This window comes from Enterobacter sp. PTB (genome assembly GCF_051130085.1).
GTDB lineage: Bacteria > Pseudomonadota > Gammaproteobacteria > Enterobacterales > Enterobacteriaceae > Enterobacter > Enterobacter ludwigii.
Window position 1 is genome coordinate 369,906 of the sequence record NZ_JBDKEE010000002.1, and the last position, 19,372, is coordinate 389,277.

General features: G+C 56.7%; 22 protein-coding genes. 8 read left to right on the plus strand and 14 right to left on the minus strand.

The genetic code is table 11. The annotated features are described in order from the left end of the window. Positions 1-2 precede the first annotated feature (2 nt). From AAIR21_RS03815 to AAIR21_RS03850, 8 genes are read right to left on the minus strand one after another with little or no spacing between them, the layout of a single operon-like run. A complete protein-coding gene (locus tag AAIR21_RS03815; protein WP_183516376.1) occupies positions 3-530 on the minus strand; it encodes a DUF3833 domain-containing protein in 528 nt (175 codons plus the stop codon). Continuing rightward, positions 527-1,051, minus strand: a complete 525-nt coding sequence (locus AAIR21_RS03820) for a hypothetical protein (RefSeq protein ID WP_183516377.1) — start codon at positions 1,049-1,051, stop codon at positions 527-529. Before AAIR21_RS03820 ends, AAIR21_RS03815 begins: the two co-directional genes overlap by 4 nt. Further along, entirely contained in the window at positions 1,048-1,533 is a 486-nt protein-coding gene (locus AAIR21_RS03825) for a DUF2878 domain-containing protein (protein WP_040017417.1), read from the minus strand. Before AAIR21_RS03825 ends, AAIR21_RS03820 begins: the two co-directional genes overlap by 4 nt. Further along, positions 1,530-2,750, minus strand: a complete 1,221-nt coding sequence (locus tag AAIR21_RS03830; RefSeq protein WP_183516378.1) for an SAM-dependent methyltransferase — start codon at positions 2,748-2,750, stop codon at positions 1,530-1,532. The genes AAIR21_RS03825 and AAIR21_RS03830 overlap by 4 nt, the downstream gene beginning before the upstream one ends. Then, positions 2,747-3,469, minus strand: a complete 723-nt coding sequence (locus tag AAIR21_RS03835; RefSeq protein WP_183516379.1) for a DUF1365 domain-containing protein — start codon at positions 3,467-3,469, stop codon at positions 2,747-2,749. Before AAIR21_RS03835 ends, AAIR21_RS03830 begins: the two co-directional genes overlap by 4 nt. Position 3,470: 1 nt before the next feature. Further along, complete coding sequence (locus tag AAIR21_RS03840; protein ID WP_049022881.1) at positions 3,471-4,730, minus strand: NAD(P)/FAD-dependent oxidoreductase; 1,260 nt, start codon at positions 4,728-4,730, stop codon at positions 3,471-3,473. Continuing rightward, positions 4,727-5,446, minus strand: a complete 720-nt coding sequence (locus tag AAIR21_RS03845; RefSeq protein WP_025204266.1) for an SDR family NAD(P)-dependent oxidoreductase — start codon at positions 5,444-5,446, stop codon at positions 4,727-4,729. The genes AAIR21_RS03840 and AAIR21_RS03845 overlap by 4 nt, the downstream gene beginning before the upstream one ends. After that, positions 5,443-5,877, minus strand: coding sequence for a nuclear transport factor 2 family protein (locus tag AAIR21_RS03850; protein WP_014169955.1), 435 nt, complete (start codon positions 5,875-5,877; stop codon positions 5,443-5,445). Before AAIR21_RS03850 ends, AAIR21_RS03845 begins: the two co-directional genes overlap by 4 nt. Before the next feature lie 262 nt (positions 5,878-6,139). Between AAIR21_RS03850 and AAIR21_RS03855 the strand changes: the two genes are divergently transcribed. Then, complete coding sequence (locus AAIR21_RS03855; protein WP_008502331.1) at positions 6,140-6,337, plus strand: hypothetical protein; 198 nt, start codon at positions 6,140-6,142, stop codon at positions 6,335-6,337. A 1-nt stretch (position 6,338) separates the two neighbouring features. Next, positions 6,339-7,109, plus strand: a complete 771-nt coding sequence (locus AAIR21_RS03860; protein WP_014169953.1) for a hypothetical protein — start codon at positions 6,339-6,341, stop codon at positions 7,107-7,109. An 86-nt stretch (positions 7,110-7,195) separates the two neighbouring features. Here the strand turns inward: AAIR21_RS03860 and AAIR21_RS03865 are convergent, their stop codons facing one another. Further along, a complete protein-coding gene (locus AAIR21_RS03865) occupies positions 7,196-7,780 on the minus strand; it encodes a TetR/AcrR family transcriptional regulator (RefSeq protein ID WP_068794601.1) in 585 nt (194 codons plus the stop codon). Between the two features lie 103 nt (positions 7,781-7,883). On the opposite strand from AAIR21_RS03865, the gene AAIR21_RS03870 reads away from it, so the two are divergent. Continuing rightward, entirely contained in the window at positions 7,884-8,351 is a 468-nt protein-coding gene (locus AAIR21_RS03870) for a DUF1348 family protein (RefSeq protein ID WP_183516380.1), read from the plus strand. Positions 8,352-8,462: 111 nt separating this feature from the next. On the opposite strand, the gene AAIR21_RS03875 is transcribed toward AAIR21_RS03870, so the two are convergent. The 3 genes from AAIR21_RS03875 to AAIR21_RS03885 form a co-directional block, all read right to left on the minus strand. Beyond that, the gene (locus tag AAIR21_RS03875) at positions 8,463-9,002 is read right to left on the minus strand and encodes an ester cyclase (protein ID WP_025204268.1); all 540 of its coding nucleotides are present in this window, start codon (positions 9,000-9,002) and stop codon (positions 8,463-8,465) included. A 73-nt stretch (positions 9,003-9,075) separates the two neighbouring features. Then, complete coding sequence (locus tag AAIR21_RS03880; protein WP_183516381.1) at positions 9,076-9,798, minus strand: SDR family oxidoreductase; 723 nt, start codon at positions 9,796-9,798, stop codon at positions 9,076-9,078. Further along, entirely contained in the window at positions 9,795-10,907 is a 1,113-nt protein-coding gene (locus tag AAIR21_RS03885; RefSeq protein WP_183516382.1) for an alkene reductase, read from the minus strand. The genes AAIR21_RS03880 and AAIR21_RS03885 overlap by 4 nt, the downstream gene beginning before the upstream one ends. 99 nt (positions 10,908-11,006) lie before the next feature. On the opposite strand from AAIR21_RS03885, the gene AAIR21_RS03890 reads away from it, so the two are divergent. After that, positions 11,007-11,942: a LysR family transcriptional regulator gene (locus AAIR21_RS03890; protein ID WP_020884229.1), complete on the plus strand. Its 936-nt coding sequence runs from the start codon at positions 11,007-11,009 to the stop codon at positions 11,940-11,942. A 36-nt stretch (positions 11,943-11,978) separates the two neighbouring features. Here the strand turns inward: AAIR21_RS03890 and AAIR21_RS03895 are convergent, their stop codons facing one another. Further along, a complete protein-coding gene (locus AAIR21_RS03895; RefSeq protein ID WP_020884230.1) occupies positions 11,979-12,347 on the minus strand; it encodes a MerR family transcriptional regulator in 369 nt (122 codons plus the stop codon). A gap of 96 nt (positions 12,348-12,443) precedes the next feature. Between AAIR21_RS03895 and AAIR21_RS03900 the strand changes: the two genes are divergently transcribed. The 4 genes from AAIR21_RS03900 (at position 12,444) to AAIR21_RS03915 (ending at position 18,390) form a co-directional block, all read left to right on the plus strand. Continuing rightward, the gene (locus AAIR21_RS03900) at positions 12,444-13,262 is read left to right on the plus strand and encodes an SDR family NAD(P)-dependent oxidoreductase (RefSeq protein WP_032681083.1); all 819 of its coding nucleotides are present in this window, start codon (positions 12,444-12,446) and stop codon (positions 13,260-13,262) included. A gap of 273 nt (positions 13,263-13,535) precedes the next feature. After that, on the plus strand, positions 13,536-14,150 hold the full coding sequence (locus AAIR21_RS03905; RefSeq protein ID WP_014169944.1) for a TetR/AcrR family transcriptional regulator: 615 nt from the start codon (positions 13,536-13,538) through the stop codon (positions 14,148-14,150). A gap of 74 nt (positions 14,151-14,224) precedes the next feature. Further along, positions 14,225-15,334 (plus strand): efflux RND transporter periplasmic adaptor subunit, encoded by a 1,110-nt coding sequence (locus tag AAIR21_RS03910; protein ID WP_183516383.1) that lies wholly within the window; start codon positions 14,225-14,227, stop codon positions 15,332-15,334. After that, positions 15,331-18,390, plus strand: a complete 3,060-nt coding sequence (locus AAIR21_RS03915) for an efflux RND transporter permease subunit (protein ID WP_183516384.1) — start codon at positions 15,331-15,333, stop codon at positions 18,388-18,390. Before AAIR21_RS03910 ends, AAIR21_RS03915 begins: the two co-directional genes overlap by 4 nt. Here the strand turns inward: AAIR21_RS03915 and AAIR21_RS03920 are convergent. Further along, on the minus strand, positions 18,313-19,293 hold the full coding sequence (locus tag AAIR21_RS03920; RefSeq protein ID WP_183516385.1) for a LysR family transcriptional regulator: 981 nt from the start codon (positions 19,291-19,293) through the stop codon (positions 18,313-18,315). The genes AAIR21_RS03915 and AAIR21_RS03920 overlap by 78 nt on opposite strands. Positions 19,294-19,372: the final 79 nt, after the last annotated feature.

Genomic DNA, 19,372 nt, shown 5'->3' on the forward strand with positions numbered 1-19,372 from the left:
CGTTACGCCTTGCGGGTAAAGAACAGCGTCACCGTGGCGACGGTGACGCCCAGTTTCTTCAGATCTGTTTTATTGAACAGATGGGTTTCATCCTGCAGGTACATCCAGTCGTCAAAGTGCAGCAGCCAGGTGCTGCCATTGGCTTTCACCTGCATGCTGTAATGCCAGTTGAAGGCGTTTCCCGCCGCCTGCCCGGTCGCCACCCCTTCGATATCCCCTGCCGTGCCTTCGTAGCGATCGCCCCCTATCCGCCGGATATGCCATACCCGCTGCTGCTTTTCGCCGTCGTCATAGACGAAATGTTCATTGAGCGTCAGCGTATCGCCGATAACGTCACCTGCAATCTCAACGTGAAACCGGCGCAACTGTTTACCGCTGCGATCCTGCACCATGCCCCACGCTTCGGTTTTCCCCTGAAAATAGTGGAAGATATCCAGCTTCGGCTGCTGCTGACGGTATTCCGTCACCTCTGTACTGCAGCCGGCCAGCAGCATCGTTACCGCCAGCGCGATGACCAGAATACGTTTCATTGTTGCCCTCCTGTCAGCTGCTGACGCAGCGCGGGATATTGCGTGCGGGGACTGAGCCAGATTGCCAGAAAGCGCGTGCTGAACGCGGCGGACTGACGTGGTCCCAGTGGAATAAAGTTTTTCTGCGCCGCCGAAGCGCGGTACCAGAACTGCCCCTGCCTGTCGGTGACCACAAACGCCAGCTGGCTGCCCGGCCCAACATCGGGCCAGAGCGACTGGAGCATATGTAGCCAGGCTTCGCTTTGGGGCTCCTGCTCGAGGATCCCCTGCGCCTGCCACTGATCGCGCGTTGCCTCAACCAGGTCGTCACGGTCGATTTCACGCGCGTAAGTGATGATCAGCGCCCGATCCCCGTTCTCCCCGCTATAACGCCCCTCCGGCGTGCGAAGCTGTGAGGTATAGACGGTGAACGGCCCCCAGGTCAGCGTGGCGTCACCGACCTTGCGCCAGGTCAGCCAGTCGGCAGCCTGAGCCACGGGGGACAGGATTATCAGTAAGAGAAGCAGTGCCGCAGCTCTCATTTTTGTCTCCCCACCAGCAGATGGAAAAACAGCATCAAAACCAGCCAGCCCGGGGCCATCCAACTGATGACAATAAAAGTCGGCTCCAGAAAAGTAATGGCACCAAGCCGTTCGCCAATCAGATAGGCGACAGGCCCGCCCACGGTTGCCAGCAGGGTCAGCAGCCAGCCGGGTAATGTTGTTGTGCGCGTCAGCTGAGTCCAGACGGTGGCGAACATCAGCCACAGTGCCACCATCCACAGCGGCATCAGTGACTCTCCCGTAAACGCAATCAGGCCCGTCAACGCCCAGAGCGCATCCAGCAGGCTCCCTGCCGCGGCCAGCGCAATGGCGTAAAGTCGGTACGCGGACGGCAACAGCAGGCAGGCCACAACCGCCAGCACGATCCAGATAATCAGGCCCTGCTCGCGAAAGAGCACCACCAGCGCCCAGTAAAAATCGAACGCGATAGCCAGCAGAAAGACCTGCAAATAATGTTTCATACGCGCTCGGCGGTCAGTTGCACCACGCTGATGGTGCGGGCGTTAAACCCGGCTTCACAGTAGCCGAGGTAGTACAGCCACATCCGACGAAACCGCTCATCGAACCCGAGCTTTTCAATCTCCTGCCATGCATGCACGAAGCGCTGGCGCCAGAGAGCCAGCGTGCGGGCATAGTCGGGCCCCATATCAAAGAGATTGCGCATCACGAAATCGGTGTGGCGCGTCATAAGCTCATTCATGGCGGTGATGCTTGGTAAAAAACCGCCGGGAAAAATGTAGCGCTGGATAAAATCGACGTTTTTGCTGTAGTCGCGATAGCGCTGGTCCTGAATGGTGATGGCCTGTATTGCCATACGACCGCCCGGTCGCAGCCTGGCCTGACAGGTGCGGAAGAAGGTTGGCAGATAGCGCTGCCCCACGGCCTCAATCATCTCTATCGAGACCAGCTTGTCGTACTCTCCGGTGAGGTCGCGGTAATCGCACAGCAGTACCTCAACGCGATCCTGCAACCCGGCGCGGACAATCCGTTCTTTCGCCCAGAGATACTGCTCCTGCGACAGCGTCGTGGTGGTCACCCGACAGCCATAATGACGGGCGGCATATTCCGCCATCGCTCCCCAGCCGGTGCCAATTTCCAGCAGGTGATCATTGGCGTTCAGCGCCAGCTGATCGCACAGGCGAGCCATTTTGGCCTGTTGAGCCGCTGTGAGATCCTGCTCATCTGCGGTGAACAGCGCACTGGAGTAAAGCAACTCGTTGTCCAGAAAATGGGCATAGAAGGTGTTACCCAGATCGTAATGCGCGGCAATATTTTCGCGGGCCTGGGCGCGTGAGTTTCGCCGCGTCCAGTGACGAAGCCGTTCAAGCGGCCTGCTGAACAGGCGAAATCCCTTTTCCAGCCGGCCAAGCACCTGCCCGTTAAGCGCCAGGATCTCAAGCAATGGCGTGAGCTGTGTGGTTTCCCATTCGCCATCCATCCAGGCCTCAGCGGCGGCGAGGCTACCCCCCATTAAGACACGCCAGTACACGCCCGGGCTCAGGATCTGAACGTCAGCATGCAGCGCAGCGGATGTCTCGCCGAAATGGAACGTCTGCGCACCCTCACGCAGGGTCAGCGAGCCGCCGCGGATACCGCTTAACAGACGAAACAGCAGCCAGCGCGCGATGCGGACGTTGCGCGGGATATCGGGTTCAAGCGCAAAGACGGGATCGGTCATGAGCGTTCACTCCTGCTGACGGGATGGTTATACAGCGGCACGCGCTTGAGCCACAGCCGCAGCGCCTGCCAGTAAATAGCGAAAACGGTTTTGAGGGTCATCAGTGGAATGCGCAGCAGCAGCGACCGCAGTGCCGCCCGGGTAAGCGGCTTCCGTCGTAGCGCCAGCGTGGCGTCAAACACCTTCGCTTCCTGATGGTTTTCAATGTGCATATGCAACGAGTCGTCAGGCGGGTTAAAGCGCCAGTGGTAAACCATGTCCATCGGGTTAAAAGGGGAAACATGAAACGCTTTTTCTGTGGGACGCGCATCCTGCCCATTCACCGCGTAGTAATGACGCTCATTCCAAGGGGTATTGCGAACTTCCGCCAGCACCCAGCGCAGCGTCTCCGCCCGGTCATAGCAGTAGTAAAAGTTGACCGGATTAAAATGGAATCCGAAGTAGCGCAGCTGCGTCAGGAGCATAACCCGCCCCTGCGGCCGTTCTCCGGTCAGGCTTTCAAGCCTGGTGAGGACGTTCTCTTTAAGCGGCGTGCCCAGCGGATAATCCGCATCATGGAACGAAGCGGCGGCAACACGATTGCGACGGACCCCGACCGCGGGCAACGTCTCCAGCTCATCGAGATCGAGCCAGGCCATAAAGACGCTGTAGCGGAACTGGTGCGCTTTCGGCCGGAAGCGACGATGGCGTAAGACACCGTGATAGAGGCAGCTGTTCATTTCAGTTCCCCTCCCCGGCGGCTATCGCATTCACCACGTCCAGCGCACTGCGCACGCCATCTTCATGAAAGCCGTTGTACCAGTAAGCGCCGCAGAACCAGCTACGCTGGTGGCCGTTAATCTCACCGCGACGCGCCTGTGCACGCCAGCTTTTGGGGTTAAACAGCGGGTGTTCATAGACAAAGCGTTTCAGAACGAAGCGTTCATCCACGGGGATGTCCGGATTAAGGGTGACGCAGAACAGCGGGCTACCCGCAGGCAACCCCTGCAAAATATTCATGTTGTAGGTGACGCAGGCGCTGGCCTGATCCTGCTGGCTCAGACGGTAGTTCCAGCTCGCCCAGGCACGCTGACGTACCGGTAGCCAGCGCGGATCGCTGTGAAGCACCACCTCATTACGCTGCCAGCCGATATCGCCCAGCACGTCCTGCTCAGCCGCGCTCGGCGCGTCAAGCATCGCCAGCGCCTGCCCGGAGTGACAGGCAAAAATCACCTGATCAACGCTGTGGCTCGCGTTGTCGAGCTGGATCGTTACCCCATTCTGCTGACGAATCACCCGCTGCACCGGGGCGTTGAGGTGTAGCGTCAGGCGGTCACCGAGTTTATCCAGCATGGCGCGGATGTATTCCCGCGAACCTCCGGGTACGACGTACCACTGCGGACGATGCGTCACATCCAGCAGGCCGTGATTGTCAAAGAAACGCAAAAAGAGCGGCAACGGAAAACGTTTCATCTCCTGCAACGACGATGACCAGATGGCCGCCCCCATCGGCAGAATGTAGTGACGCGCGAAAAACGGCGTAAAGCGGTGCCTGTCCAGAAACGTCTGCAGCGTCGCGTGCGGATCTGGCTCGCTCTCCAGCGCCTGTTTCGCCAGGCGATTAAAGCGGACAATCTCCCCGAGCAGCCGCCAGAACGACGGGTTCACCAGGTTTCGACGCTGGGCAAATAACGAGGTCAGGGTGTGTCCGTTGTACTCCAGCCCGGTTTGCGGGTTATGCACCGAAAAGCTCATCTGCGTCTTTTGCCCACTGATACCCAGCTCGCTCAGCAGGCCCATAAATCGTGGGTAGGTACGGTCGTTGTAGACGATAAAACCGGTATCGATGGCGAAAGTGCCCTGTGGCGTCGGCACGTCAACCGTCGCGGTATGACCGCCGGGAGTGGCCCCCGCTTCGAACAGCGTCACCTCATGATGACCGGCAAGACGCCAGGCACAGGTCAACCCGGCGATGCCGCTGCCGATAATGGCAATCTTCATGAACGCACCATCCTGCGCAGCAGTGTGCGCTGAAGAAATGCGGGAAGCCCTGAAAGCAACCGCAAGATAAGGCCAAACCCCACCGGAAACGCAATTTGCATTTTCCCTTTCGCCAGCCCGGTCCGAATGGCCTGAACGGCCTCCTCAACGCTCACCCTGCCCGGCATGGCAAAGTCATTTTTTCGCGTCAGCGGCGTATCAACGAAGCCCGGGAATACCACCGTCACGGCGACCCCTTTCGGCTCCCAGTCGAGCCGCAGACTGTCGGCAAACCAGCTCAACGCCGCTTTGGACGCGCCGTAAGCCTCTGCGCGCGGGAACGTCAGCCAGTGCGCCATGGAGCTGACCAGCACCACGCGGTTGCCTGAAACCAGCTGCGGCTGTAACGCGGCCAGACAGTTCACTGGCCCGAGGAAATTGGTGGTCATCACCCGCTCTACCAGCGCTGCATCCACCACGCCCTGCTCAAGGTATTCGCAGGTACCGGCGCAGAGAATAACCAGGTCGGCATAGCAGCCCGTCAGCGCCTGGCGACAGGCGTCCCTGTCTGTCATATCGAACAGGCGAACCGTGATAGTGGGGCTGTGCTGATGCAGGGCGTCCAGACGCGCCGGATCGCGCCCGCAGGCGATAACCGTGTGGCCGTCAGCAGCGAAGGATTTCGCCAGCCCGGCGCCGATGCCCGAACTTGCTCCGGTAATCAGAACCGTGCTCATGCGTTCACCCTCCGCTTCACGCCGCGCACTGCCCAACCGAGCAGCGGAAGGTGCTCGTAGATCATCTCTCCGGCGTCGTAATAGTCACGCTGCCGAGTAATCAACCCATGTTCGGTCTCCACCACCGAACATCCCGGCAGGTCGAGCGGCTCGCCTCCGGCAATGCGCGGATGCGACCAGTGCATAATCCACGTGACAACGAAACGGCGGTCACCAAACAGCGGAGGATCAATGGTAAAACGGCAATTTTCAACATTGGCCAGCAGATGGGTGAAATAGCGCTGGAGCGCGAAAATCCCGTCATGCTCGCCGAACGGATCGATAAGCGTGGCATCCGAATGATAAAGCCCGACCAGCGCTGAGGGCGGCTGGCTATCCAGTGCGGTGTAGTACTCAACAAACCGACTCACGACAGAGGGCAAAGTGCTCATGGGTCACATCCTGGCGGTAAACAACGTGGCGTAATCGCATAATTAAAACTTACACAATTAACGTTACTTGTCCAAGTTTGTGTAAAACTATTTTTTATTTATATTAATTTTCAAAAAGTTACACATTTTTTGCCGATGCTTTTTTCAGAACATTTTCTGACACACCTGTTACCCGTTTTGCTTTTCAGTTTTACCTTAAGGCGAATTTCCCCTTCTTCTTCCAGACTTATCCTTTTTAATCATAAGGATGAGGAAACCCGCGATGAAACGTTTCTTTCTGTCACTTTTCTCCAGTCCGGAATCATTGCTCCAGGTGATGAGCCAGCAGGAAATTATCGAAGCCGTGGAGGATGGCGATCGCATCATCATCGACCAGGACGGGAACGCCTCGGTGAACTACAAGAGCAACGAGGTGCGACAGGATTTCCTGCGTCATGTTAACGCGCTGAAGAGGGCCTGATATGGGAACGGCTATCTTTATGGTGCTGATGGTCTGTGGGTACTGGTACACCAGCCGTGACCTGTCGACCCGTTTTAAAATCAAGCGATCTTTCGGCTGGGATGTCTATTTTCTCGTTGCCCTGTATGGCTGTATCTTCGTTCTGCAAGGGGTGATCGCCACGGGGCTGCTCTGGCTGTTGCTCTATGCACTTTCTGCCGCCGACAACACCTTCCACTTCACGGCGCAGACCTATGCCGACTGGCAAATAGATTTTATGAACTGGAGCTTTTTAGGTATTCAGGCGCCGGTTGTCGTCATGCTGGCCTTCGCCATCCTGTTTTGCCTTTATCGTTCTAACTGGGCAGGCAGCGCCAGGCTGGACGGTGAAGGCAGGAAGAAGCTCTACAAACGTCTCGCGCAGTCGAGCGGTATCGAACAACTGCTGTATCAGTGTATGGAGCAAGGGGAGCTGGCGCAGGTGACGCTGCGCTCGAGACGGATTTATGTCGGCATGATCCACACCGCAACGCTCGAGTATGAAAAAACCGCCAATATCGTGCTGATCCCCATGCTAAGCGGCTACCGCGATGAAAAGACAATGCGGATTTGCATCGAAAATAATTACAGCAAATGGTATGCCCGCCACGACATTACTCTGGATTCAGAACCCGGAAGCGCAATGGACTTCAGAAAGGTGATCATGCTGAATCAGATCGAGAGTATTTCCCTGTTTGATCCGGCCAGTGCCAGCTCGCTGGCGCTGGCGGAACGGGCAGAAGATGATGACTAAAGGCAGGAGCCTGGCATTCACTGCCAGGCTCAGCGCCAGCCCTTCCATGCTAAGCGTATTTCGTCGACGGCCGATCGTGCCCCGGTTCAGGCGGCGTTTTCTGTTAGCCGTTCTACTCCCTTTTTCAATGAGCTTATGACCTCATCCGCTGCGATCCCCATTTGCGCATGAATAATCGCACCGTCGATCAGCATCATGATTTCATTAACGGTTTTCTCATCGGTTATGCCGGTCAGGGACGCTATTTTTGCCTTTGTTTCGGTTTTATGATTGCGGCAAATATCTTTTATTTCGCCTTCATTTTCTTCAGATTTTGCTTCTGCGCTGGCATTAATAAAGGCGCACCCATGGAATAACGCCGAAATAAACCATTCATACAGCGTGTCAGATAATGCACTGGCCGGGGTTTTACCCGCAGCAAGATGTCGACGCAGCGTGCTTTCAAACCAGTCAATCCATATTTCGTGTCGATAGTGGAGATAGGCAACAATCAGTAAACTTTTTCCCGGAAAATGGCGATAAAACGTCACTTTCGTGACTTTAGCCTGCTTGATAATGGTATCCACGCCCGTTGCTTTAAATCCGCTGGAATAAAACAGATCGTGCGCGGTCAGCAAGATTTTTTCCCTCACACTGATTGTTTTATCGTTATTCAAGTTGACTCTGTTCACAGATCGACGGCCTCAATTGACAGGTTGACAGCGTTATTTTTCAGGCTTAGATTAACACCAGTAGACAGACCTGTCTACCTGATACCAACCAGAGGTAGCCGAAATGAACACACGCCCCCCTTTACCGCCTTTTACGCGTGAAAGTGCCATCGAAAAAGTCAGACTGGCAGAAGATGGCTGGAACAGTCGCGACCCGGCCAAAATCGCACTTGCCTATTCGCTCGATACCCAGTGGCGAAACCGCGCGGAGTTTGCCACTAACCGTCAGGAAGCGCAGGCATTCCTGGAGCGCAAATGGAAAAAAGAGCTGGATTATCGTCTGATCAAAGAGCTGTGGGCATTTACGGAAAACCGTATCGCCGTGCGCTATGCCTATGAATGGCATGATGATTCGGGCAACTGGTATCGTTCTTACGGTAATGAAAACTGGGAATTCGAGCCGGATGGTCTGATGAAGCGCCGCTTCGCCTGCATCAACGATGTGCCGATAAAAGCGTCTGAGCGCCTGTTTCACTGGCCGCTGGGCAGACGTCCTGATGACCACCCTTCACTGAGCGACCTGGGGCTGTAGGTTTCGTCAGGATCATGCTTCGCCATTACGGGGGGTCATACGCTCCGGGTAACCTTTCGGTTACCCGGGCGGGCTTATCTTTTACACCATGAAAAAGAGGCAGACTATTATTTAAATCACACCCAACTGTTTCATCAGCGTCAGGTTATCTTCAATATGCCAGTTGGACACTATTTTACCGTTGCCGATCTCATAGATATCCGTCGCGATAAAATCCACGGTCTGACCCTGCCCTTTTATTTTGCCAAATGTCCCGCTGAAATGACCGTGGAAATGCAAATGGGACACGACACGATTACCCGTAACGATCATTTGTTCCACCTCGCAGCGTAAATCCGGCACCGCGGTGCGAAATGCCCTCGAGGCCATAATGGCGCCCTCTGGCCCCTGTTTACGGCCTTCCGGTGGGGTTTTATCCACAAAATTAACCGCCAGCGCTTCCCGTGCCAGAGACTCTTTGCCGGTATCCCAGAACGTGGCATACGTAACGGCCGCATGTTCGCTCGCCGTTAATTGCGTTTGCGACAGCGTGTTATCCACGATAAGAAGATTCGGTTTCACCCGGTCGCTCTGGGCCGAATAAGCCACACCGGATACGCCAGCCAGAATTAACGCCAGCACAGCTGGACGTGCATATGTTGAATATTGCATAAACGCTTACAACCTGAGATTACGTTTTCCGCCAGCATGTTCACTGCCGGAATCAATTCGGATCAACACGGGGTCAGTTAAGTAATGCCCCGCCCTCAATATCAAGCACCGAGCCCGTAACAAAGGCATTATCGATGGCAAAGAGATAGCCCTGAGCAACGTCTTCCGCTCGTCCCCACGCTTTAGCGGGCAGCGTTTGCGCTGCAACAGTCAGCATTTTTTCCCGCGCAGCCGCATCCATCCCGGCGTGGGCTTCGGTATCGGTCAGACCCGGGCTGATGACGTTTACGCGACGCGGTGAAAGCTCTTTTGCCAGCACTTTTGTTGCCGCCTCGATGGCGGCGTTCATGGTGGTTTTGACTATGGCACCGGCTACCACGCGGCGTGCAACAAATCCGCTGGTCAGCGTCAGCGTACCGCGGGGCGAAATATTCCCGCTCAGATACCTGGCGACATGCATGCTACCCCAAAATTTGGTATCAAAAGCCAGTCTCGCCGCGCCAGGGTCGAGGGTGGAAAGCGGCCCTCCCGGTGCCTGAGAGCCGGCCGTGACAATAATATTGTCGACCTCACCCAGCGTTTCGCTTAACGCGATCACCTCTGCTTCATTGCTAATATCGAGGACGAGGGTCTCAACAGAGGCGGGAGATGGACTGAGCCGCGCGCGGGCAGCGTTCAGTTTCTCTTTATTGCGTCCCGCGAGAATAATGTCGTCGCCGCGTGCTGCCAGGGCACGGGCTACAGCAAAACCAATACCGGACGCGCCGCCAATAATTAACGTTTTACGGGTCATCATTTTTCCTCACACAGGTTGTAGGTGGGGTAATCGGTATACCCCACCGCCGCACCACCAAAGAGCGTGGCGGGATCGCTGATGTCATTCAGCGGCCAGTGATGCGCCAGCCGCTGTGGTAAATCGGGGTTGGCAATAAACGGGCGTCCAAACGCAATCAAATCGGCATACCCTGCTGCGAGGATTTTTTCCGCCTTTTCAGGGGTATAATTTCCCGCCACGATCAGGGTGCCACGGAATGTTTCGCGCAGTTTTTTGCGGAAACTTTCCGGAACCTGTGGCGCATCATCCCAGTCGGCTTCCGCCAGGTGAATAAACGCAATGCCTCGTTGCTGGCACCAGGCCGCGAGGGCGAGAATGGCTTCGATCACCTGCGGATCGTTCATTCCCCGCTGTGTAATAAACGGCGAAAGCCGGATACCGGTGCGCTCAGCGCCAATGGCCTCTGCAATGGCATCGAGCACCTCCTGCGCGAAGCGGATCCGGTTCACGAGACTGCCGCCATACTCATCCGTGCGGATGTTTGACGTGGATCTCAGGAACTGATCAATCAGATAGCCGTTTCCGCCGTGCACCTCCACGCCATCAAACCCGGCCTGAACGGCATTGAGCGCCGCCTGTCGGTACTGATCGACGACGAGCGCGATCTCTTTTCGCGACAGCACGCGTGGCGTCGGGCAGTCAACCATTTGACCTTCGCCATGTTCATTCACCACCCATACTTTCGCATCGGGTGCCAGCGCGGAGGGCGCGACGGGCAGTCCGTCTTCGTGAAAACGGGCATGAGACATCCGCCCCACGTGCCAGAGCTGGGAAAAAATCACCCCTCCCGCCTGGTGGACCGCGCCGGTAGTGAGTTGCCACCCCGCAACCTGCTCTGGCGTATGGATCCCCGGAGTCCATGAATAGCCCTGGCCCTGAGGCGAAATCTGCGTGGCTTCGGTGATGATTAAGCCCGCACTGGCCCGCTGTCGGTAATATTCAGCCATCAGCGTCGAGGGAATATTTCCCGGCTGAAGAGCGCGGGCACGGGTCATTGGTGCCATGACGATGCGATTTTTCAGGTTGAGATCCCCTAACCTGTAGCGTTCAAAAAGTGAGGTCTGGTTCATCTGGACGTCCCTTGTGGTTACGATGAAATCACTTTACAGGCGGCATCTGATTTTGATAATTACACTAAAATCAGATGCACTTTTCGGAAAATATGAATAATGGGTAAACTCGAAGATATGGCGCTGCTGGTTGAAGTGGCCGAGGCTGGCGGGCTTTCCGCCGCTGGCCGCCGCCTGTCACTTTCCCCGGCTACCATGACCGCCCGCCTCAAAGCGATTGAAGAACGCTACCAGACGCGCCTGTTTCACCGTTCCACGCGGGCTATCTCCCTCACCCGGGCGGGCGAAGAGTTTTACCATGCTGCACTGCGCGTGCTGGAAGAGATGCATCATGCCGAGTCGTTACTGGCACAAAAAGAGGGTGTGCTCAGCGGCAACATTCGTCTTTCCGCCCCCTCTGACTTTGGCAGGCAGTATCTCAGCCCCGCCGTCATGGCATTTTCCCGCCTGCATCCGGAAATCAAATTTTTCATTTACTTAAGAGAACACGTAGAGGATCTGGTCGCTAACCGGCTGGATATGAGCATTCGCTTCGGCAACCTGCCGGACAGCAGCCTGGTGGTCAGAAATATCCGTCCCAATCACCGGGTGCTGGTCGCGTCAGCAGCGTATCTTAGCGACCAGGGTATCCCTGCCTCCTGTGACGCGCTGACGGACCACCGCTGTCTGGCGCTGGAGTCGCAAGGGGTGGTGATGAATGAATGGCGGTTTGAGGTTGAGGGTAAAGAGCGCGTCGTTCGCGTAGAGCCTGCCATGGTCTGTGATGACGGAGCGCTGCTTCGTCAGTGGGCCCTCGACGGGGCTGGCATTGCGGGCAAATCGTGGTGGGACGTGAAGGACGATGTCGAGAAAGGTAGGCTGAAAGTGTTGCTTGCCGGGAGCTTCACCGGCTTTAGCCGGTTTGATCGCAAAGATGTCGGGCTACAGTTTGTCTACCCGCAACGGAAACTCCAGCCGCTTCAGGTCACCGCATTTAGCCAGTTTTTTATCGACTGGCTTAAAAAGACTGAACGCGGTGAGCTGATGACGTCGTGAAGCCACCGGTTGCGTTAAACGGCCCCCGTCGGCCGGTTAAAATACATCAACACACGGCTGACCGACTTTATGAAGGGCATCGGTCAAGCGGGTCCGAAGTTCATTCAGCGCCGCTTCTTTCTCCGCCAGTTGCGCCAGTTTGCGCCGCAAAGCGGCCTGTTTTTCCTCCGCGGTAAAGCGGTCATCAACCCAGACCGCCAGAACATCGGCGATTTCAGCAAGGGTAAACCCCAGCATTTTGGCATGCCCGATCAGCTTCAGCCGTTGTAAATCCACAGCCGAGTAGACTTTGTAGTTATTACTGCCGTTTGGCTGCGGAATTTTTTCCAGCAGGCCCGCCCTTTCATAATAACGCACCGTCTCTTTCGATAACCCAGTTCTGGCACACAGCTCGCCGATCCTCATCGCGTCGTTCTCACCTTGTAAAAATCACGCTTGACCGTGTACCTGAGTACACGGTTTATCCTGTGCCGCACAGACAGGGAAAACGGGATTTATGTTATGAATTCTTTTGATTATACAGGAAAAACAGCACTGGTTACCGGTGCATCCTCGGGCATCGGACGGGAGTTCGCCCGCCAGCTCGCGGCCCGTGGCGTGGGGTTGATCCTGGTTGCCCGCTCCGAGGCAACGCTGCAGGCGCTTGCGGCTGAGCTACACAAAACGCACGGCGTATCACTCACCGTTATCGTGCAGGACTTAACGCTGCCTGAGGCCATTACCCACATTGTGGAACGGCTGGAAGCGTTACGGCTTTATCCCGATATTTTGATTAATAGCGCGGGGTTTGCCACCTACGGGCGATTTGAAAAACTATCTCTGGCGCGCCAGCGTGAAGAGATCAACGTCAACTGCGTTGCCCCCGTGGCGCTCGCGCACGCCCTGCTGCCCGCGATGCTGCGTAAAGGTTCAGGCGTGATGATTAACGTGGCCTCAACCGCTGCCATGCAACCGGATCCGTATATGGCAATTTATGGGGCAACAAAGGCATTTTTACTCTCCTTTTCGAACGCGCTGTGGGGAGAATACCGCGCTCACGGCATCCGCGTGCTGGCGCTTTGCCCCGGCGCAACGGATACCGCCTTTTTTGAGGTGGTGAACGCCGAGGAAGCGTCAGTGGGCAAAAGAATGCCAGCGCAGAACGTGGTCGCGCTGGCGTTACGGGCCGTGGATACGCAACGCAATACGCTGATCCCCGGCTGCGGCAACTGGCTGCTGGGCCAGTTACACCGGTTTGTCACCCGCCGACGTCTGGCGATCATTGCTGAAAAAGTATTACGACCTAAGCCCGCCGGTCAGGGGACGCGCTCAGACGCATAATCCCGTTCAGGTCAAAGCGTGACGTTTCAGTGCCGCGCAATTGCACTGAAACGCGCGCAACCTCTCGCAAAGACTGACAATATCCCGCGAAAAACAGTGATACACTTAGCCGACCTGGTTGATGATGCAGTCTTAACGGCTCAGGGCTAACGAGTATTATCCCTCGGGTTCCACAGACGACTGTGCATGTGCCATCTGCCCACTCAAACATGTGACCTAATAACCAAATGGTCACACGTTGTCAATCGGAGCCTGTCACGCTAAGCTGAAATAATGACTAAAGACATGAACACCCCATCCACACGTGGTCCACTCGATCACACGGTCCGAGAGCAAATCGTCGAAGCTGCGTATGAGCATTTCGGCCATTACGGCTATGAAAAAACCACCGTCGCTGAACTTGCCAAAGCCATCGGTTTTTCAAAAGCCTATATCTATAAGTTTTTTGATTCCAAGCAGGCAATCGGCGAGGTCATCTGCGCGAACCGTCTTGATATGATCATGGCGGCGGTCAATGCAGCCATCGCTGATGCGCCATCCGCAAGCGAAAAGCTGCGTCGTCTGTTCAGGGCGCTCACCGAGGCGGGAAGTGAACTGTTTTTCCATGAGCGTAAACTCTACGACATCGCCGCCGTTGCCGCGCGGGACAAGTGGCCTTCAACCGAAAGGTATTCCGAACGTCTGCTGAAACTGATTGAGAGCATTGTTGTCGAGGGCAGAAAAGCCGGTGAGTTCGAGAGAAAAACCCCTCTGGACGAAGCTACACTGGCGATCTATATGGTGATGTGCCCTTTCATTAACCCTGTTCAGCTGCAGTACAACCTCGAAGCCGCCCCGACCGCGGCGGTTGTCCTCTCCTCTCTGATTTTGCGAAGCCTCGCCCCCTGATTAGTGACCATTGACTTTATTGGTCACTAGAATGAGAATGCGGATACCGTCCTGTTAATGTAATAAGGGTTCCCATGCTCAGGCTTCATTCAGCCCGCCTTGCCGTATGCCTCCTGCCGTTTGCCCTGGTGGCATGCGGCGATAACCACGCCAGTGACGATCCGCGCACGCAGCCACCGCTTGTCAGGTCTGCGTCCGTGATCCCTGCGAACGAGACGTCACGCGCCTTTACCGGCGTGGTGGTGGCAAGAACGCAAAGTGATTTAGGCTTCAGGGTGCAGGGCAAAATTCTCGAACGTCTTGTCGATACGGGTCAAACCGTTAAGCAGGGCCAGCCTTTAATGCGTCTGGATCCTGTTGATCTGAAATTACAGGCGCAGGCCCAGCAGCGAGCGGTGGATGCTGCCCAGGCGCGCGCACGTAAAGCGTCCAGCGATGAGGCGCGTTATCGCGGCCTTGTGGCATCCGGTGCAGTGTCGGCGTCAGAGTACGACCAGATTAAAGCCGCAGCCGACAGCGCCAGAGCGGAGCTCAGCGCTGCCCGGGCACAGGCAGGCGTGGCGCAAAACGCTACCGGTTATGCCGTGCTACTTGCCGATTCAGACGGCGTGGTGATGGAGACGCTTGCCGAGCCCGGACAGGTGGTCAGCGCCGGGCAGGCGGTGATCCGTCTGGCCCGCGCGGGGCAGCGCGAGGCGCTGGTCCAGTTGCCGGAAACCCTGCGCCCTGCCGTAGGAAGTACAGCCCTGGCAACGCTCTACGGTAACGAAAAGCAGCCCGTTAGCGCGAAGCTGCGCCTGCTGTCTGATTCAGCCGATGCGACCACCCGTACCTTTGAGGCCCGATACGTGCTGGATGGCGCGCTGGCGAACGCGCCGCTGGGGGCGACCGTGACGCTGAGCATCGAACACGGCAAAGGCGACAGCCGGGTGATGCAGGTTCCTCTGGCGTCTCTCTACGATGCGGGGAAAGGGCCTGGCGTCTGGCGTATTTCCGCTCAGCCGACAAAAGTCGTCTGGCAGCCTGTCAGGGTGCTTAGCGTAGGGGATGATATCGCCAGAGTAACCGGCGGCGTGCAGCCCGGAGAAAAGATTGTTGCGTTAGGTGTCCATCTTCTGCACGAAGGCGAAGCGGTCCGGCTGGCGGAACAGCGCGATGCCACTCAGGCGGGGATGGCACCATGAGTGGAGGTCGTTTCAACCTGTCAGCGCTTGCGGTACGCGAGCGCTCGGTCACGCTGTTCTTGATTATTCTGGTTACCCTTGCCGGTATTTTCTCGTTTTTTGGCCTTGGCCGCGCGGAAGATCCGCCCTTCACGGTTAAGCAAATGACGGTTATCACCGTCTGGCCCGGGGCAAGCGCACAGGAAATTCAGGATCAGGTCGCCGAGCCGCTGGAAAAACGTCTGCAGGAGCTCAAATGGTATGACCGTACGGAAACGTATACCCGCCCCGGTATGGCGTTTATCACGTTGTCATTGCAGGACAAAACCCCGCCTTCTCAGGTTCAGGAAGAGTTTTACCAGGCGCGAAAGAAACTGGGGGATGAAACCAAAAACCTTCCGGCAGGCGTTATGGGGCCGATGATCAATGATGAGTTTTCCGATGTCACCTTTGCCCTTTTTGCACTGAAAGCGAAAGGCGAACCACAGCGTCTGTTAGTGCGTGACGCCGAAGCCCTGCGCCAGCAGCTTTTGCACGTTCCGGGCGTAAAGAAAGTGAACATCATCGGGGAACAGGCCGAGCGGATTTACATCTCCTTCTCGCATGACCGTCTGGCAACACTGGGACTCTCGCCGCAGGATATTTTCACCACGCTCAACAGCCAGAACGCATTAACCGCGGCGGGCTCGATTGAAACGCGCGGGGCGCAAATCTTTATCCGCCTCGACGGCGCTTTCGATAAATTGCAGAAGATCCGCGATACGCCCCTTATCGCGCAGGGCAAAACGCTCCGGCTGTCCGACGTGGCAACGGTTGAACGGGGCTATGAAGATCCACCGACCCTGCAGATCCGTAACCAGCAAGAACCCACCCTCCTGCTCGGTATTGTCATGCGTGAAGGCTGGAACGGCCTGGCGCTGGGTAAAGCCCTGGATGCTGAAACGGCAAACATCAATGCCCATATGCCTCTGGGGATGACCCTGACGAAAGTCACCGATCAGTCGGTGAATATCCGCTCGTCGGTCGATGAGTTCATGATCAAGTTCTTCGTCGCCCTGCTGGTGGTGATGGTGGTGTGTTTTGTCAGTATGGGGTGGCGCGTGGGCATCGTTGTCGCGGCGGCAGTGCCGCTGACGCTGGCGGTCGTTTTTGTCGTGATGGAAGCCTCCGGTATAAACTTCGACCGCGTTACCCTGGGCTCCCTTATTCTCGCCCTCGGCTTACTGGTTGATGATGCGATTATCGCCATCGAAATGATGGTGGTAAAAATGGAGGAAGGCTACGACAGAATCAAAGCCTCCGCCTACGCCTGGAGCCATACCGCCGCGCCAATGCTGGCCGGAACCCTGGTGACAGCCATCGGGTTTATGCCGAATGGTTTTGCGCAGTCAACCGCCGGGGAGTACACCAGCAATATGTTCTGGGTAGTCGGCCTCGCCCTGATAGCTTCGTGGTTTGTGGCGGTGGTGTTCACCCCTTATCTGGGCGTCAAAATTCTGCCGGACATCGCAAAAGTCGAAGGCGGTCATGCCGCCATCTATGACACCCCGCGCTATAACCGTTTTCGTCATACCCTGAGCCGCGTGATCGCCCGAAAATGGATCGTCGCCGCGTCCGTCGTGGCCATCTTCACCCTCGCAGTACTGGGGATGGGGCTGGTTAAGAAACAGTTTTTCCCGACGTCCGACCGCCCCGAGGTGCTGGTGGAAGTGCAGATGCCGTATGGCACATCGATTGAGCAAACCAGCGCCGCCACCGCGAAAATCGAAGCGTGGCTGCGCAAACAGCCTGAAGCCAGCATCGTCACCGCCTACATTGGCCAGGGTTCGCCGCGTTTTTATCTGGCGATGGCCCCTGAGTTGCCCGATCCCTCTTTCGCGAAGGTTGTCGTCATGACGGACAGCGAGAAGTCACGCGAGGCGCTTAAGTTCCGCCTTCGCGAAGCGGTAGCCCGCGGGCTGGCTCCGGAGGCACGCGTGCGGGTCACGCAGCTGGTGTTCGGGCCTTATTCTCCCTTCCCGGTCGCCTGGCGTGTAATGGGACCGGATGTCAATAAACTGCGTGACATTGCAGAGAACGTTAAAGGTGTGCTGCAGGCCAGTCCGATGATGAGGACCGTCAATACCGACTGGGGTTCACGCGTACCGACCCTGCATTTCACCCTCGATCAGAACCGCCTGCAGGCTACCGGTTTAACGTCGAACGCCGTTGCCCAGCAGCTTCAGTTCCTGCTGTCGGGCGTTCCCATCACCTCCGTGCGGGAAGATATTCGTTCGGTACAGGTTACGGGCCGCGCCGCGGGTGATATCCGCCTTGATCCGGCGAAGATAGAGGGCTTTACCCTGGTGGGTAACGCCGGGCAACGCGTTCCGCTGTCACAAATCGGGGAGATTGAGATCCGAATGGAAGATCCGCTGTTGCGCCGTCGCGATCGTACGCCCACGATTACCGTGCGGGGAGACATTGCCGAAAACCTTCAGCCCCCGGATGTGTCAACCGCCATCATGAAACAGCTGCAACCCATTGTTGATTCGCTTCCACCTGGCTATCGCATCGAAATGGCGGGATCGATTGAGGAATCCGGCAAAGCCACCCAGGCCATGGCCCCGCTGTTCCCCATCATGATTGCCCTGACGCTGCTGATAATCATTCTGCAGGTGCGTTCACTCTCGGCCATGGTCATGGTATTCCTGACCGCACCGCTGGGGCTTATTGGTGTGGTTCCTACGCTGCTGCTTTTCAATCAGCCGTTTGGCATCAATGCCCTCGTCGGCCTGATCGCGCTTTCGGGGATCCTGATGCGAAATACGCTGATACTCATTGGTCAAATCGATCACAACCAGAAGGACGGTCTCGAACCGTTCCACGCCGTGGTTGAGGCGACCGTACAGCGCGCGAGGCCGGTCTTACTGACGGCCATGGCCGCCGTGCTGGCGTTCATTCCCCTGACGCACTCCGTGTTCTGGGGAACGCTGGCCTACACGCTGATTGGCGGAACGCTAGGGGGAACCATTATTACCCTCGTCTTCCTGCCTGCGATGTATGCGATCTGGTTTCGGATCAAGCCCGCCGCCTGACGGTGCCGGGCTGGCGTTCGGGATAAGCCCGGCAATCCAGTCTGCAAAAGCACGCACTGCGGGAGAGAGAAAACGCTGATGGGGATAAAGCAACGTAACGGGCACCGAAGGCGGTTGCCAGTCAGCCAGAACCTCAACCAGCCTTCCCTCCCGCAGATGCGCTGAGACAATACTCTCAGCCAGCTGCGCCAGCCCGAAACCTTCAAGGCACATGTTGATATAAAGCCCGGTGGCATTTACGGCCGCTTCGCCGCGGACAGGGATGGAGACGGTCTCTGTCCCGCGGACAAAGCGTAACGCATCCGCCCGTCGGGTCTGATCGGAAAAATAGTGTATCGCCCGATGCTGTGATAAGTCGTCTGGCGAGCGGGGAATACCGAACTTCCTGAGATAGTCCGGTGAGGCACAGGTCACCCAGCGAAACCGGCCCAGAGGACGGGCAACAAGAGTCGAGCTATTCAGATCCCCCGTTCGGATCACACAGTCCACCCCCTCCTGCACCAGATCAACCTGCCGATCGTTGACGCCCAACATCAGGTAGATATCCGGATAAAGCCGGTAAAAATCTTTCAGGTGGGGCATCACGATGAAATCCGCGATCCCGCCCGGCATATCCACCCGCAAGCGTCCCTGCGGGCGCCGGACTGACGCCGTCAGGCTCGTTTCCGCATGATCGATTAACGCCAGTATTTCCTGGCATTGCGCCAGATACTGCACACCTTCAGCGGTGAGGCTCACCCGCCTTGTCGTTCTGTTAAGCAGGCGCACCTGGAGGTAATTCTCCAGATTTTTTATGCTGCTGGTGACCGTTGACGAAGGCAGAGAAAGCGTTTCGGCTGCGCGGACAAAGCTTCCGGCCTGCGCTACCCGCATGAAGATCTGCATTGCCTGAATACGATCCATTTTTTCTCCCCCGACCGTCGCTCACATTATTCTTCGTAGATTATGAATAATGAAAACACGTTAAGCATCTTTTTCGCCG

What these genes read in the sequence shown, in the direction of transcription:
- AAIR21_RS03815 (WP_183516376.1), bottom strand. Translation starts at nt 530, where the DNA reads ATGAAACGTATTCTGGTCATCGCGCTGGCGGTAACGATGCTGCTGGCC.
- AAIR21_RS03820 (WP_183516377.1), bottom strand. Translation starts at nt 1,051, where the DNA reads ATGAGAGCTGCGGCACTGCTTCTCTTACTGATAATCCTGTCCCCCGTG.
- AAIR21_RS03825 (WP_040017417.1), bottom strand. Translation starts at nt 1,533, where the DNA reads ATGAAACATTATTTGCAGGTCTTTCTGCTGGCTATCGCGTTCGATTTT.
- AAIR21_RS03830 (WP_183516378.1), bottom strand. Translation starts at nt 2,750, where the DNA reads ATGACCGATCCCGTCTTTGCGCTTGAACCCGATATCCCGCGCAACGTC.
- AAIR21_RS03835 (WP_183516379.1), bottom strand. Translation starts at nt 3,469, where the DNA reads ATGAACAGCTGCCTCTATCACGGTGTCTTACGCCATCGTCGCTTCCGG.
- AAIR21_RS03840 (WP_049022881.1), bottom strand. Translation starts at nt 4,730, where the DNA reads ATGAAGATTGCCATTATCGGCAGCGGCATCGCCGGGTTGACCTGTGCC.
- AAIR21_RS03845 (WP_025204266.1), bottom strand. Translation starts at nt 5,446, where the DNA reads ATGAGCACGGTTCTGATTACCGGAGCAAGTTCGGGCATCGGCGCCGGG.
- AAIR21_RS03850 (WP_014169955.1), bottom strand. Translation starts at nt 5,877, where the DNA reads ATGAGCACTTTGCCCTCTGTCGTGAGTCGGTTTGTTGAGTACTACACC.
- AAIR21_RS03855 (WP_008502331.1), top strand. Translation starts at nt 6,140, where the DNA reads ATGAAACGTTTCTTTCTGTCACTTTTCTCCAGTCCGGAATCATTGCTC.
- AAIR21_RS03860 (WP_014169953.1), top strand. Translation starts at nt 6,339, where the DNA reads ATGGGAACGGCTATCTTTATGGTGCTGATGGTCTGTGGGTACTGGTAC.
- AAIR21_RS03870 (WP_183516380.1), top strand. Translation starts at nt 7,884, where the DNA reads ATGAACACACGCCCCCCTTTACCGCCTTTTACGCGTGAAAGTGCCATC.
- AAIR21_RS03875 (WP_025204268.1), bottom strand. Translation starts at nt 9,002, where the DNA reads ATGCAATATTCAACATATGCACGTCCAGCTGTGCTGGCGTTAATTCTG.
- AAIR21_RS03880 (WP_183516381.1), bottom strand. Translation starts at nt 9,798, where the DNA reads ATGATGACCCGTAAAACGTTAATTATTGGCGGCGCGTCCGGTATTGGT.
- AAIR21_RS03885 (WP_183516382.1), bottom strand. Translation starts at nt 10,907, where the DNA reads ATGAACCAGACCTCACTTTTTGAACGCTACAGGTTAGGGGATCTCAAC.
- AAIR21_RS03890 (WP_020884229.1), top strand. Translation starts at nt 11,007, where the DNA reads ATGGGTAAACTCGAAGATATGGCGCTGCTGGTTGAAGTGGCCGAGGCT.
- AAIR21_RS03895 (WP_020884230.1), bottom strand. Translation starts at nt 12,347, where the DNA reads ATGAGGATCGGCGAGCTGTGTGCCAGAACTGGGTTATCGAAAGAGACG.
- AAIR21_RS03900 (WP_032681083.1), top strand. Translation starts at nt 12,444, where the DNA reads ATGAATTCTTTTGATTATACAGGAAAAACAGCACTGGTTACCGGTGCA.
- AAIR21_RS03905 (WP_014169944.1), top strand. Translation starts at nt 13,536, where the DNA reads ATGACTAAAGACATGAACACCCCATCCACACGTGGTCCACTCGATCAC.
- AAIR21_RS03910 (WP_183516383.1), top strand. Translation starts at nt 14,225, where the DNA reads ATGCTCAGGCTTCATTCAGCCCGCCTTGCCGTATGCCTCCTGCCGTTT.
- AAIR21_RS03915 (WP_183516384.1), top strand. Translation starts at nt 15,331, where the DNA reads ATGAGTGGAGGTCGTTTCAACCTGTCAGCGCTTGCGGTACGCGAGCGC.
- AAIR21_RS03920 (WP_183516385.1), bottom strand. Translation starts at nt 19,293, where the DNA reads ATGGATCGTATTCAGGCAATGCAGATCTTCATGCGGGTAGCGCAGGCC.